The organism is Bradyrhizobium sp. BR 1432, from assembly GCF_051547705.1.
GTDB lineage: Bacteria > Pseudomonadota > Alphaproteobacteria > Rhizobiales > Xanthobacteraceae > Bradyrhizobium > Bradyrhizobium zhanjiangense.
Genome location: NZ_JBPUGF010000003.1, coordinates 2,710,697 through 2,724,310, shown reverse-complemented (window position 1 = coordinate 2,724,310; position 13,614 = coordinate 2,710,697). Strand labels below are relative to the sequence as shown.

12 protein-coding genes and 1 pseudogene are annotated in these 13,614 nt (G+C 64.9%); 7 read left to right on the top strand and 6 right to left on the bottom strand.

Translation table 11 applies throughout. The features are described 5' to 3' along the window. Nucleotides 1-34 precede the first annotated feature (34 nt). From mbfA to ACSKB8_RS12960, 3 genes and pseudogenes are all read left to right on the top strand, one after another. Nucleotides 35-1,006 carry an iron exporter MbfA gene (gene mbfA / locus ACSKB8_RS12970; protein WP_370987889.1) on the top strand — a complete coding sequence of 324 codons (972 nt, stop codon included), beginning with the start codon at nucleotides 35-37 and terminating at the stop codon, nucleotides 1,004-1,006. Between the two features lie 251 nt (nucleotides 1,007-1,257). Then, nucleotides 1,258-2,729 (top strand): annotated as a pseudogene (locus ACSKB8_RS12965) (amidase). Nucleotides 2,730-2,917: 188 nt separating this feature from the next. Continuing rightward, nucleotides 2,918-3,271, top strand: a complete 354-nt coding sequence (locus ACSKB8_RS12960; protein ID WP_438104487.1) for a nuclear transport factor 2 family protein — start codon at nucleotides 2,918-2,920, stop codon at nucleotides 3,269-3,271. 241 nt (nucleotides 3,272-3,512) lie between these two features. Here the strand turns inward: ACSKB8_RS12960 and ACSKB8_RS12955 are convergent, their stop codons facing one another. Both ACSKB8_RS12955 and ACSKB8_RS12950 read right to left on the bottom strand, forming a co-directional pair. Then, on the bottom strand, nucleotides 3,513-4,601 hold the full coding sequence (locus ACSKB8_RS12955) for a Zn-dependent alcohol dehydrogenase (protein ID WP_438104485.1): 1,089 nt from the start codon (nucleotides 4,599-4,601) through the stop codon (nucleotides 3,513-3,515). A 156-nt stretch (nucleotides 4,602-4,757) separates the two neighbouring features. Further along, complete coding sequence (locus ACSKB8_RS12950; RefSeq protein ID WP_438104483.1) at nucleotides 4,758-6,542, bottom strand: acyl-CoA dehydrogenase family protein; 1,785 nt, start codon at nucleotides 6,540-6,542, stop codon at nucleotides 4,758-4,760. 222 nt (nucleotides 6,543-6,764) lie between these two features. On the opposite strand from ACSKB8_RS12950, the gene ACSKB8_RS12945 reads away from it, so the two are divergent. Together ACSKB8_RS12945 and ACSKB8_RS12940 are read left to right on the top strand one after the other, a co-directional pair. After that, nucleotides 6,765-7,466, top strand: coding sequence for an SDR family NAD(P)-dependent oxidoreductase (locus tag ACSKB8_RS12945; protein WP_438104482.1), 702 nt, complete (start codon nucleotides 6,765-6,767; stop codon nucleotides 7,464-7,466). 168 nt (nucleotides 7,467-7,634) lie between these two features. Then, a complete protein-coding gene (locus tag ACSKB8_RS12940; RefSeq protein ID WP_438104480.1) occupies nucleotides 7,635-8,465 on the top strand; it encodes an enoyl-CoA hydratase in 831 nt (276 codons plus the stop codon). 45 nt (nucleotides 8,466-8,510) lie between these two features. Here the strand turns inward: ACSKB8_RS12940 and ACSKB8_RS12935 are convergent, their stop codons facing one another. Both ACSKB8_RS12935 and ACSKB8_RS12930 read right to left on the bottom strand, forming a co-directional pair. Beyond that, nucleotides 8,511-9,134, bottom strand: coding sequence for a GNAT family N-acetyltransferase (locus ACSKB8_RS12935; protein ID WP_370987883.1), 624 nt, complete (start codon nucleotides 9,132-9,134; stop codon nucleotides 8,511-8,513). A 68-nt stretch (nucleotides 9,135-9,202) separates the two neighbouring features. Further along, nucleotides 9,203-9,406: a DUF1127 domain-containing protein gene (locus ACSKB8_RS12930; protein WP_091890623.1), complete on the bottom strand. Its 204-nt coding sequence runs from the start codon at nucleotides 9,404-9,406 to the stop codon at nucleotides 9,203-9,205. 110 nt (nucleotides 9,407-9,516) lie between these two features. On the opposite strand from ACSKB8_RS12930, the gene ACSKB8_RS12925 reads away from it, so the two are divergent. Together ACSKB8_RS12925 and ACSKB8_RS12920 are read left to right on the top strand one after the other, a co-directional pair. Beyond that, nucleotides 9,517-10,416: a transcriptional regulator GcvA gene (locus ACSKB8_RS12925; protein WP_438104477.1), complete on the top strand. Its 900-nt coding sequence runs from the start codon at nucleotides 9,517-9,519 to the stop codon at nucleotides 10,414-10,416. A 144-nt stretch (nucleotides 10,417-10,560) separates the two neighbouring features. Further along, the gene (locus ACSKB8_RS12920; RefSeq protein WP_438104476.1) at nucleotides 10,561-11,889 is read left to right on the top strand and encodes an MFS transporter; all 1,329 of its coding nucleotides are present in this window, start codon (nucleotides 10,561-10,563) and stop codon (nucleotides 11,887-11,889) included. Between the two features lie 196 nt (nucleotides 11,890-12,085). Here the strand turns inward: ACSKB8_RS12920 and ACSKB8_RS12915 are convergent, their stop codons facing one another. Together ACSKB8_RS12915 and ACSKB8_RS12910 are read right to left on the bottom strand one after the other, a co-directional pair. After that, nucleotides 12,086-12,499, bottom strand: coding sequence for a Rieske (2Fe-2S) protein (locus tag ACSKB8_RS12915; protein WP_438104475.1), 414 nt, complete (start codon nucleotides 12,497-12,499; stop codon nucleotides 12,086-12,088). Then, nucleotides 12,499-13,608 (bottom strand): amidohydrolase family protein, encoded by a 1,110-nt coding sequence (locus ACSKB8_RS12910; RefSeq protein WP_438104473.1) that lies wholly within the window; start codon nucleotides 13,606-13,608, stop codon nucleotides 12,499-12,501. Before ACSKB8_RS12910 ends, ACSKB8_RS12915 begins: the two co-directional genes overlap by 1 nt. Nucleotides 13,609-13,614: the final 6 nt, after the last annotated feature.

Sequence of the window (13,614 nt, the reverse complement as noted above, 5' to 3'; positions counted from 1 at the left end):
TTTAGAATAGTTCTAAACTCGTGACAGGGCCGTCGTGAAGAATTTTGCCGATCTGACCGAGCGCGAGGTGCTTGCGGTCGCGATCTCCTCCGAGGAGGAGGACAGTCGCATTTACATGACCTTCGCCGAGGACCTGAAGGAGCGCTATCCGGATTCGGCAAAGCTGTTCGAGCAGATGGCTGAGGAGGAGCGCGGCCATCGGCACATGCTACTGGAAATGTACGAGCAGCGTTTCGGCCAGCACCTGCCGCCGATCCGCCGCGAGGACGTCAAGGGCTTTTTGCGCCGCCGCCCGATCTGGCTGACCAAGAACCTGGCGCTCGATACGATCCGCAGAGAAGTCGAGACCATGGAGCTCGAGGCCGAGCGCTTCTATGCGAAGGCCGCCGAGCAGGCCGAGGACGTCAACGTCCGCCGGCTGCTCGGCGACCTCGCCGAGGCCGAGAAGAGCCACGAGAACACTGCCGCCAGACTGACGGGCGAGATCCTCAAGCCCGACGTGCGCGCCGAGGAAGACCGGACGCGGCGACGGATGTTCGTGCTGCAATATGTTCAGCCGGGCCTCGCCGGGTTGATGGACGGATCGGTCTCGACGCTGGCGCCGCTGTTTGCGGCGGCCTTCGCCACGCACCAGAACTGGCAGACATTTCTGGTGGGCCTTGCCGCATCGATCGGCGCCGGCATCAGCATGGGCTTTGCGGAAGCGCTCTCCGACGACGGTTCGCTGACCGGGCGCGGCTCGCCCTGGCTGCGCGGCCTCACCTGCGGCGCAATGACGACGCTCGGCGGACTCGGCCACACCGCGCCCTATCTCGTGCCGGACAGCTGGGCCAACGCATTCTGGATCGCAACCGCAATCGCCTGCGTCGTCGTGTTCTTCGAATTGTGGGCGATCGCCTTCATCCGCGCGCGCTACATGGACACACCGTTCCTCCAGGCCGTATTCCAAATCGTGCTCGGCGGCGCCATCGTGCTGGCGGTGGGGATTGTGATCGGGGCGGCGTAGTAGCTTCACCCTCCGTTGTCATCGCCCGCGAAAGCGGGCGATGACAGTACGCCGCGCCAGATATGGTGAGAGCGAGCTCTCCAACGAAGGCCTCTGGAATACTGGATCGCCCGGTCAAGCCGGGCGATGACAGCGAGTTCTTGAACTCCGTCCGCTCCGTCCCGCCCGAATATCAATCGCGATCAAACAGCCGTTGCGGCATTCGGCCAAACTGCGCATCATCGTCCGACAATAAGAACAGGAGAGGTGCCGTGGCCAAATCGGAATGGAGTTTCAAGAGTGCGGTCGAGCTGTCGGCCGCATTGACCGCGAAGAAAGTCTCGGCGGTCGAGCTCACCCAGGACGCGATCGACCGCATCCAACGTCACGACGGCAAGATCAACGCGATCTGCGTCCGCGATTTCGATCGTGCGCTCGGCGCCGCGCGCGAGGCGGACGGGGCGCTGGCGCGCGGCGAAAGCAAAGCGCTGCTCGGCCTCCCCGTCACCGTGAAGGAGTCCTTCAACGTCGCCGGCCTGCCCACGACCTGGGGCTGGACACCGCAGAAGGATTTCAAGCCGGCGGAGGACGCACTGTCGATCACCCGGGTGAAGAACGCCGGCGGCATCATCCTCGGCAAGACCAACGTTCCCGTCGGCTTGGGCGATTGGCAGAGCTACAACGAGATCTACGGCACCACGAACAATCCGTTCGATCTCGACCGCACGCCCGGCGGCTCATCGGGCGGCTCGTCCGCAGCGCTCGCGGCCGGCTACGGACCGCTCTCGCTCGGCTCCGACATCGGCGGCTCGCTGCGGGTGCCCGCCTTCCACTGCGGTGTCTATGCGCACAAGCCGAGCTACAATCTCTGCCCGACGCGCGGCCATACGCCGCCGCCATTTCCGGCCATCCCGATGGAGCGCGACATGGCGGTGATCGGTCCGATGGCGCGGAGTGCAGCCGATCTGCCCTTGCTCCTGGAGGTGATGGCAGCCCCCGATCCGCTGGACCTCGGCATCGGATACAAGCTCGCGCTGCCGGAGGCGCGACACCACGTGCTGAAGGATTTCCGTGTGCTGGTGATCGACAGCCACCCGTTGCTGCCAGCGAATGCCGACATTCGCGGCGCGATCGAGAAGCTGGCGGGCCGATTGGCGAGCATGGGCGCGCGCGTCGCACGCGAGAGCCCGCTGTTTCCGGATTTCACGGAAGCCTCGCGCCTCTACATGCGCATGCTGATGAGCTTTCTCGGCGCGTTCTTTCCGCCGGACATTCTCGCCGGCGCGCGTGCGGGGCGGCGCAACTCTCACCTGAGGACAAGAGCCTTACGGCAGAGCGGCTGCGCGGCATGACGTACACGCATCAGGCCTGGGTGTTCGACGAGGGCGCCCGCGCCGGGCTGCGCGCGCAATGGCGGCAATTGTTCAGGACATTCGATGCGGTGATCTGCCCGATCATGCCGACACCGGCCTATCCGCATGATCATTCGCCGCAGCAGGAGACGCGCCGGATCAACATCGACGGCAAGGACTATGTCTATCCGGATCAGCTTGCCTGGCCCGGCATCGCCACGCTGACGGGCCTGCCGGCAACGGCCATTCCGCTCGGTCTGTCGAAGGACGGCCTGCCGGTCGGCGTGCAGATCATCGGGCCGTTCCTCGAGGACCGGACGCCGCTGAAGCTCGCCGAACTGATCGAGCGCGAGTTCGGCGGGTTCGTGCCGCCGAAGATGTTTGACGACTAGTCCTCCCCGTCATTGCGAGCCAAAGGGTCCGCGCGAAGCGCGGCCCGATGACAGGCTCCGCGAAGCAATCCAGGCTGTCACTGCGGAACGATTCTGGATTGCTTCGTCGCAAGGGCTCCTCGCAATGACGGGGTAAAAACAACGTCGAGATTTTGCGCTACGCACATCCCCGAGAGGGAGAAAATAGAATGAGCAACGACCTCGAACAGCTCACCGCGCTCAACCGCGACTATGTCGCCTCCGTGCAGAACTGCGACGTCAAGCGCTTTGACGAGATCCTGGCGCCGGAGTTCGACTGCTCCAATCCCGACAAGACGCTGGTCGATCGCACAGCCTTCCTGGAGCAGACGGCGCGGCCGATCGCGATCCGCAATTTGCATGCGCATGACGTCATCATCCGCATCATGGGCGACTTCGCCATCATCCACGCCGCGACCAGCTACACCACGGCGGATGGCCAGCGGGCGAGTGGGCGATATACCGATTGCTGGGCGAAGACGAACGGGACATGGCTCGCCGTATCCGCGCACGTTTCGCGGTGAGTTGAGGTAACTATCTTTACACTCCGCTGTCATGCCCCGGCTTGCCGCCTTCGCTAAAGCTTCGGCGGCCGAGCACCCTTGTGGCCCCGGCGTAGCCTTGGCGGAGCCGGGACCGGGGCATCCAGTACTCCGCGGCCGCAGTTCGTTCACACAACTTCTGCCGCGGCGTACTGGATCGCTCGAGCCGGGCGATGACACCTGAATTGGGGCGACAAGCCTGAGCAGCCGGCAAACGCCAGTGTCAGCTATCGAACACGATCACGCTGCGCAGCGTCTTGCCGGCTTTCATGTTGGCAAAGCCCTCGTTGATCTCGTTTAGCTTCAGCTTGGCCGAGATCCAGTCCTCCAGTTGCAGCCGGCCGCGCAGGTAGAAGTCAACCAGCCGCGGCATGTCGACGCGAAAATGGTTCGAGCCCATCGAGGAGCCCTGGATCTTGCGCTCGCGCAGGAAGTCAAAGCCGTGCAGCTCGATCTTCTGGCCGAACGGGATCATGCCGACGATGGTGGCCGTGCCGCCCGAAGCGAGCATGGCAAAGGCCTGCTCCGCGGTCTCCTTGCGGCCGAGCACCTCGAAGGAATGGTGCACGCCACCATTGGTGAGGTCGCGCACCTGCTTCACGACGTCGCCGTCGGCGGGGTTGATGATGTCGGTCGCTCCCAGCTTGGTCGCGAGCTGGAGTTTTGCCGGATTGGTGTCGATGGCGATGATGCGGCCGGCGCCGGCGATCTGCGCGCCGTTGATCGCGGCCATCCCGACGCCGCCGCAGCCGATCACCGCCACGGTCTCGCCGGCCGTCACCTTGGCCGTGTTCACGACCGCGCCGTAGCCGGTGATGACGCCGCAGCCGATCAGCGCGGCGAGATCCAGCGGCATTTCTTTGCGGATTTTGACGATCGCGTTCTCATGCACCAGCATCTGCTCGGCGAAGGACGAGAGGTTGAGAAACTGGTGCAGCTTCTCTGGTCTGGACCATTGCATTCGGTTGGAGACGCCCGGCAGCATCTTCACCGTGGTGTCGGTGCAGAGCACGGTGCGCCCCGTCGTGCAGTTGTCGCAGGTGCCGCAGAAGACCGAGAGGCAGGTGACGACGTGATCGCCGGGCTTGACGTAAGTGACGTCGGAGCCGACCTGCTCGACCACGCCGGCGGACTCGTGCCCAAGCACCGCGGGCAGTGGATGCGGATAGAGCCCCTCCATGAAGTGCAGATCGGAGTGACAGAGGCCGGCGACCGCCGTGCGGATCAGGACCTCGCGCGGGCCGGGCTTCGGCAGGCTGACATCCTCGATGACGAGCGGCTGGTTGACTTCATAGAGGACGGCGGCCTTCATCGGTGTTTCCTCGGTGTTGTTGTTTCGTTTTACCTCTCCCATGGGGAGAGGTCGGCGCGAAGCGCCGGGTGAGGGGTTACGCTCCCTCGTGGGACCTGGACCCCTCACCCGATTTGCTGCGCAAATCGACCTCTCCCTACGGGAGAGGTGAAGAGCCTACGCCGCCAGAACCAGTTCGCCAACCTCGCTCATGCTGCCGTCGCGATCGCCGAGCAGCAGCGCGGCGATCTTCTGCTGCACTGGATTTTCCGTCAGCCGGAACGGATCGCTCGGCAACACGCGGTGGTCGATCACGAGACGCGACAGCAACAGCCGGCGCGCATCGCCGCGCATGTCGTGGATGCGATGCCCTTCCCAGGCCAGCGCGACGGCGCTGGCGACATGATAGAGCAGGCTGGTGGCGCGACGCGCGTCCGCCTCATTGTCGGCCTTGCCCGCGACCTCGCGTGCGAAGCCGACGGCACGATCGACAAGACCGCGCAGATTATCACGCCAGGCCTGCGGCACGGACGCGCTGTCGTCGAGCCGGGCATGCAGATCCGCGGCCAGCGCGGATTCCGCGCCATGGCGACCGACCGCGCGCCGCAGCGCATCGATCGCGACGATGTTGCCGGTGCCTTCCCAGACCGAGCCGAGATGGGCATCCCGCAGCAGGCGGGCAGTGGCGAACTCCTCGATATAGCCGATGCCGCCACGCATCTCGAGCGCATCGCCGCAGACCTTTCGCGCATCGCGCGTGGCGCGGAATTTCAGTGTCGGGGTGAGGATGCGCAAGAGTGCCGCCGCATCCTGGCTGCCGGCCTCGGCGCGATCGAGCGCGTCGGCGGTGAGGAAGCTCATCGACAGCGCCTGCTCGACCGGCAGCATGATCTTCAGCATCTGCCGCCGTCCCAGCGGCAGGTCGATGATGCGGTTGCCGAACACCACGCGGTTCTTCGCGACCGTCATTGCGTCGTGATAGGCGCGGCGCATCAGCGCGGCGGATTTGACGCCATTTGAGAGCCGCGACGAGTTCACCATCTCGGCCATCTGTACGAAGCCGCGATCGAGCTTGCCGACCGCATAGGCGATCGCGCCTTCGAGCTTGATCTCGCCCGAGGCCATCGAGCGGGTGCCGAGCTTGTCCTTGAGGCGCACGATCCGGTAGTGGTTCTGCGCGCCATCGTCGAGGAAGCGCGGCATCAGGAACAGGCCGACGCCGCGGGTGCCGGGGCCGGCGCCTTCAGGGCGCGCCAGCAGCATGACGACCTTGGCGTCCGCGTTCGAGCAGAACCATTTCTCGCCATAGAGGCGCCAATGATCGCCCTCCTGCACCGCGCGCGTGGTCAGCGTGCCGACGTCGGAGCCACCTTCCTTCTCGGTCATGAACTGGCCGCCCTGGGTCAGCTTGCTCATGTCCGTTTGCGTGAGACCATCGAGATATTTGGTCTTCAGCGCCTCACTGCCGAAATCCGCCAGCAGCTTGGCGCAGCCGTCGGTGACGTTGATCGGGCAGCCCATGCCGAATTCAGTCTGGTTGAACAGGAAGGTGAAGGCGTGCTTGGCGACCACGGGATATTTGTCCGGCCAGCCCATGATGCCCTTGCGGATCGAGAGCGCGTGGATGCCGAACTCACCGAACGCGGCCCTCTCCAGCTCGCGATAGGCCGGATGATATTCGATCCACTGCACATCGCGGCCGAACTTGTCGCGCTGATGCAGGATCGGCGTATGCCGGTCGGCAAGCCGCGCGCATTCGTCGAGCGGGCCGCCGGCGAGTTCGCCGAGGCGATCGAGATGCGGCTCGATATGGCGGAACAGCGTGTCCGGCAGATGGATGCGCAAGAGGTCCGTCAGCGCGGGATCGGCGCGATAGAAATTCATGCCTGACGTGTCGGGCGCCAGCAGGCCAGACGGCTCGGCCGCGACACGTGCTGGCTGCGCTGGGACCGGCTTGTGCATGATCGTCCTCTTCGTTTCCGCCCGACGGCAATTCTTTGCGCTTGCCGCTTGGAATGATGTCGATCATGCTCCAGAGGCGGATGCGGATAAAGCCGCAAATCGTCAGGGCGGCATGATCGCCGCGGGGGAGCAATTCGCCCTGCGGAATTGTGACCGCCCCGGCTGGTTGTCCGCGCGGACCATGCATAGATCAACGGCTCCCCGTCTCCGAGAGATCACGCCATGGAACACCCAAAATACAAGATCGCGCTCATCGTCGGCGCCGGCGAAGGATTGAGCGCGTCGCTGGCGCGGCTGTTTGCCGCCCAGAACATCCGCGTCGCCCTTGCCGCGCGCAAGATCGAGAAGCTGGGCGCGCTCTGTACCGAGACCGGGGCCAAGGCCTATGCCTGCAACGCTACGGAGCCTGAGGAGGTCGAGCGGCTGTTCGGCCTGGTCGAGCGCGAGATCGGCACGCCCGACCTCGTCGTCTACAACGCCAGCGGCCGCACGCGCGGACCGTTCCTCGACCTGGTCCCTGTCGAAGTCGCGCAGGCGATCGCGGTCAGCGCCTATGGCGGCTTCCTGGTGGCGCAGCAGGCGGCCAAACGCATGCTGCCGAACAAGCACGGCGCGATCCTGTTCACCGGCGCCTCCGCCAGCGTCAAGGGCTATGCGCAGTCGACGCCCTTTGCGATGGGCAAGTTCGCGCTGCGCGGCCTCGCGCAGAGCATGGCGCGCGAATTGTCGCCGCAGGGCATCCATGTCGCGCATTTCGTCATCGACGGCGCGATCCGCAGCGCGGCACGCGCCGAGCCGGCCGACAAGCCGGACTCGATGCTCGACCCCGACGCCATCGCGCAGAGCTATTGGAACGTATTGCAGCAGCCGCGCAGCGCCTGGAGCTGGGAGCTGGAGTTGCGGCCGTGGGTGGAGAATTTTTGAGGCGGTGTTTTGAGGCAATAGCGTCACAACAATCGTCATTGCGAGCGAAGCGAAGCAATCCAGAGATATCTCCGCGGATACAGACCGGATTGCTTCGTCGCCAGCGCAAAATTGCTTCGCAATTTTGTCGCGGGCTCCTCGCAATGACGGGCGAATAAGGGAGGCGACATGACGACGGAAACCACCATCGATACCGGCACCGATGAACTGCTCTGCGTGATCCGCGACCGCGTCGCTGTCATCACGCTGAATCGGCCCGAGGCGCGCAACTCGCTGTCCGACACGCTGACGCCAGCGCTGCGCACGATGATCCGGAGCTGCGGCGAGAGTCCTGATGTCGGCGCGCTGCTGCTCACCGGCGCGGGTGAAGCCTTTTGTGCCGGCGGCAACGTCAAGGGCATGGGCGCGCATCGCGATCCGAAGAAGCTGGAGATGCCGCTCGAGGATCGTATCGCCGATCTCCAGGAGCGGCAGCGGCTGCTCACCGGCGCGCTGGTGTCGGTGCGCAAGCCGACGATCGCCGCCCTGCCCGGCCCCGCGGTCGGCGCCGGGCTTGCCATCGCCATGGCCTGCGACATCCGCATCGCTGCGCAATCCGCCTTCGTTGCCACCGGCTACGCCCGCATCGCGCTCAGCGGTGATTACGGCATCGCCTGGCTGCTCACCCGGCTGGTCGGCACCGCACGGGCGCGCGAATTGATGTTCACCGGCGACCGTGTCGACGCTGTCAGGTGCGAGGCCATCGGTCTCGTCAACCGTGTGGTGCCCGACGACAGGCTGCAAGCGGAGGCCTTCGCGCTGGCCAAATCGCTCGCCGAAGGCCCGCGCCTCGCGCTGCGCTACATGAAGGACAATCTCGACGAGGCCGTGCTGTTCGACTTCGAGACCGCCCGGGATCACGAGGCTGAACGGTTGATTCGCCTCACCACGACCGCCGATCACAAGGAGGCGGTGCAGGCCTTCATCGAGAAGCGCAAGGCGGTGTTCACGGGGAAGTAGGTGGCGCAAAAAAATGCCCGGCAGCAAGCCGGGCATCGAGTGGTGTCAGGCCGAGGCTGAGGGGCTGTCGGCCTGACGGGAAAGCGCGGCGAGCCGCCAGCTCGCACAGGGAATGTCTTTCGGTGCGACCGTGATCTCCTTGTCGAAGCGCACCAGCTTCCAATCGTCGGGATGGTTGACGAAGGCGAAGCCGGATTTGCGGGCGAGCGAGATCATGGTCTCGTTGGAGCGCAGCGTGTCGCCAAAGATGCGCTCGGCGCCGAGCGCGGCGGCGCGGCATTCGAGATTCTTCAGAAGCGCGGTGGCGATGCCGTGGCCGTGCCAGCGATCATCGACCGACAGGCCGAACTCGAGCGTCGATGTTTCCGCATGGAGCGCATAGCGCATTTCGGCGACGATGGTCTCGAAGCCGTCGACCATCATGGTCGCGACCGCGGTGAAGCGCTCGCGCTCACCGACCTCGAGGAAATCGTGCAGCAGCCCCTTCGGCAATTCGCTGATCGCGCCGAAGAAGCGGTTGTAGCGGGAGCGGGTCGAGAGCGAGCGGAAATAGTGCTGGAGCTCCTCGGTATCGCGCGGCTCGACGAAGCGAACGGTGACGGCCTCACCCTGCCGGGTGCGCAGCGTATCCGAATATTGCGTGAGATCTTCGAGGCGAAGCGTACTCATGACCGGCACCGTGCGAAAAGGGGACCGCCGGCGCCCCCGTGATCAGGCGGCGCCGGCCTGACGGCCTATCAGGCCCGCCAGAAGGGTTTGTCGGCCTCATAGGCAATGTCGGACCAGGACAGGCCGACGTCCTGTAGATCGCGCGCGGTCCAGTTGGTGAGCTCGCGCCTGTTACGGTAGCGCTCATGCCAGAGGTGGAGGGTGTCGCCGATCTGGTGGAGCAGACCTGGCGCATGATGATTTGTCATCGAATTCTGGGTCAACGTAGACATCTTCAGCTCCTGGAGCTAATTTGACCGCGAATATCTGCCTTCTGCTGCGCCGCGACAAACGACAATTTGTACCTTTTCGCATGAAATAACGTCATGTATCCTGCTGCCAAATGACTGCCAGATTGCCGTCCCTGAACGGATTGCGGGCGTTCGAGGCCGCTGCGCGCCATCTCAGCTTCACGCTGGCGGCGGCCGAGCTGAACGTGACCCAGACCGCGATCAGCCATCAGATCCGAAGGCTGGAGGAGGAGCTCGGCATCCGCCTGTTCGTCCGGCAGAACCGTGCGCTGGCGCTGACGCCGGAGGCGCGGGATTACCTCCCCGGCGTCCGCGCTGCCTTCAACGACCTGCGCCTCGCCACCGATCGGCTGCTGCGCAAGGACGACGACAAGGTGCTGACGGTGTCGACGCTGGCTTCGCTCGCCGCAAAATGGCTGCTGCCGCGGCTCACCGATTTCCAGGAACAGCATCCCGGCATCGATGTCCGCATCACCACCTCGACCAGTCTTGTCGACTTCCAGCGCGACGACGTCGATGCCGCGATCCGCTACGGCCGCGGCCAGTGGCCGGGCCTGCGTGCCGACTGGCTGATGGCGGACGAGCTGTTTCCGGTGTGCAGCCCGTCACTGCTGCGCGGCGACAAGCCGCTGCGCCGGCCGCAGGACCTGCGCAACCATCCGCTGCTGCACACCTCCAACGCCAACAGCGACGATTGGCGGCTGTGGCTGACGGCGGCGGGCCTGCCGGCCGATATCGCCAGGCAACCCGGCATCACCTTCGACATGATCTTCATGACCATCCAGGCCGCGATCGACGGCATCGGCGTCGCGATGGGCCGGACTTCCTACGTGCAGGACGACATCGCCAAGGGCCGGCTCGTGGTGCCCTTCAAGATCGCGCTGCCGGCCGATGCCGGCTTCTACCTGGTCTCGCCGGAGGGCCGCCGCGAGGCGCCGAAGTTGACCGCCTTCCGGAACTGGATGATCGCTGCAACGCAAAATAAAGCCTGAAAAATCATCAGCTTCCTCGGCAAAATCGATTGACTCGCCTCCCACCGTGCGGGAAGGGGTGAGGCAGATTGTCGCAGCATCAATCTGTCGGCTGGCCGTGAGGATGAATTCCGGCCGGCCACGCCTTTCCAAGGGGAGAACACCATGGCTGGATCAGCCGCATCGAATCCACCCGCGATCAAGTCGCGCATCGGCGCCATCCTGCGCGCCACCTCGGGCAATTTCCTCGAGCAGTTCGACTTCTTCCTGTTCGGTTTCTATGCCGCCGCGATCGGCAAGGCGTTCTTTCCCTCCACCAACGAGACCGCCTCGCTGCTCAACACGTTCGGCGTGTTCTGGCTCGGCGCCTTGATGCGACCGGTGGGCGCGATCGTGCTCGGGGCCTATATCGACCGCATCGGCCGCCGCCAGGGCCTGATCGTCACGCTCGGCATCATGGCCTTCGGCACCGTGGTCATCGCGTTCTGCCCGAGCTACGCAACCATCGGTATCGCGGCTCCGATCATCGTGCTGATCGGCCGCCTGCTGCAAGGCTTCTCCGCGGGCGTCGAGCTCGGCGGCGTGTCGGTGTATCTCGCGGAGATCGCAACGCCCGGCAATCGCGGCTTCTACACTTCGTTCCAGTCGTCGAGCCAGCAGGTCGCGATCTTCGTGGCCTCGATCCTCGGCTTCATCCTCTCCGAGGTGATGCCGGCCGACACCGTCGCCGCCTGGGGCTGGCGCATTCCCTTCTTCGTCGGCTGCCTGATCATTCCGCTGATCTTCCTGCTGCGGCGGACGCTGGAGGAGACGCCGGCCTTCCTCGCCATGAAGAAGCATCCGACCGCGAACGAGGTGTTCGCGTCCGCGCTCGCCAACTGGCGCATCGTCATCCTCGGCATGATGATCGCGATCCTGACCACGACGACGTTCTATTTCGTCACGGTGTACACGCCGACCTTCGGCAAGACCGTGCTGAAGCTGTCGACACAGGACGCGCTGCTGGTCACGCTGCTCGTGGCGGTGACCAACTTCATCTGGAATCCAGTCGGCGGTGCGCTGTCCGATCGCATCGGCCGCAAGCCGGTGCTGCTCGCCATCGCCAGCCTCTCGCTCGTCACCGCCTATCCGGCGCTGCACTGGCTGGTGACGGCGCCGACCTTCGGCAAGCTGCTCACGGTCGAGATGATGTTCTCGTTCGATTTCGGCGTCTACAGCGGCACCATGCTCGGTGCTCTCGTCGAGATCGTGCCGGCGCATGTGCGCACCACCTGCTTCTCGCTCGCCTTCGCGCTCGCCGCCGCTCTGTTCGGCACCTTCACGCCATTCGCCTCGACCTGGCTGATCGAGCGGAGCGGCGACAAGGCCTCGCCCGGCTTCTGGCTGATGTTCGCAGCTCTGCTCGGCATCATCGCGGCCTCGACGGTGTATCGCGGCGGCGGCAAGGCGGTGCCGGCCTATGACGTGGTGCCGGAGCCGGTGGCGGGGCATTGAGAGGGCGTCGTTCCGGGGCGCCTCTACCCTCCCCTGGAGGGGGAGGGTCGGCTCACATTGACCGCAGCGAAATGTGAGACGGGGTGGGGTGACGGTTTCTCCAAAACCAACAGTGCCCGAGTGGAGAGATCACCCCACCCCGCTCGCGCTGCGCGCGAACGACCCTCCCCCTCCAGGGGAGGGTGAAGAAGCGAGACTACAGCTCCACCACCACGTAGTCGCTCTCGACTTTTACCGGGATCGTCTCGGCGACATACGGCCCCTTCACCACGCTGGCGCCCGGTTCGACATTGGCCGGATAGGCCTTCACGCGGAAGCGGCGGGGGTCGCAATAGGACTGGCCGGTGCGGATGTCGAACTCCCAGCCGTGCCAGGGGCAGCGGATGATCTCGCCGAGTTTCGTATATTCGATCTCGCCGGGATCCTTCGATTGCGCGAGGCCGATCAGCGGGCCTTCGCACAACGCCGCGCCCTGATGCGGGCAGCGGTTCATCAGGCCGAAATATTCGCCCTTGATGTTGAAGACCGCGATCGGCCGTCCGTCGATCTCCAGGAATTTTCGCGTGCCCGGCGGAAGCTCGTCGACCGCAGCGATCACATGACGCGCCATCAAGCCAGTCCGTAGAGCTTGCGCGCATTGCCGAGATAGAACGCCTCGCGATTGGTCTCGCTGACGCCGGCCGGCAGCACGCGCGACGGCTCGTCATAGTCCCAATGCGGATAGTCGGTCGCGAACAAGAGCCGGTCCCAACCGATCCAGTTGATGACGTCGAACAGATCCTCGCGCCGCTCCGGGTCTTCCATCGGCTGCGTGGTCCACCACACCTGCTCGCGGATATATTCCGACGGCGGCCGCTTCACATGCGGCACCTCGCCGCGCAGCCGCTGCCAGGCCTTGTCGAGCCGCCACGCCAGCGACGGCGCCCAGCCGAAGCCGGCCTCGATCATCACCATCTTCAGTTTCGGGAAGCGCGCGAACACGCCCTCCAACACGAGGCTCGCCAGCGCCGATTGCTGGCACTGCGAGTGTCCCACCATCTCCTCGATGTAATAGGACGGCCAGCCCGACGGCGTGATCGGATTGCCGCCGAAGCCGAAAGCGTGCACGCCGACGGGAAGGCCGGCCTCTTCCGCGGCTTGATAGATCGGCCAATAACGGCGCTGGCCGAGCGGCTCGACATTGCGGCTGAGCAGCAGCACCTGCACGAAATTCTTGTCGCCGGCGCGCTCGCGGATCTCGGCGGCGGCCGATAGCCCATCCTCATTGCCGACGACGATGGACGCCTTCAGCCGCTTGTCCTTGCTGGTCCATTTGTCGATCTGCCAGTCGTTGATCGCCGAGCACAATGCGGCCGAGAGCTCGTGATTGCGGATACCCTGCCCGGCGTTGAGCGGATTGAGCACGCCGAGCTGCACGTTGTTGGGATCGAGCAGCTGCTTCTGCATGAAGGAGAGGGAGGAACCTTGCGGGCCGCCTTCCGGCGGATAGGCGTCGCGGCGCGAGGCGTTGGGCTGGGCTTTCGGATAGGGCGGGCCTTCCATCATGCCCTGATAGGCATGGACGCCGTAGATATCGAGGTGATGCTGCCAGCGTTTGGCGAGGTAGGGATAGAGCTCGGTGCGGGTGGCGCGGGCCGGATGGATGTCGCAATCCGCGATCGCGGTTTTCGCAGTCAGTGGGGAAGCAGCTTCGGAGCTCTCGCGGAACTGGATATTCATCGCCTT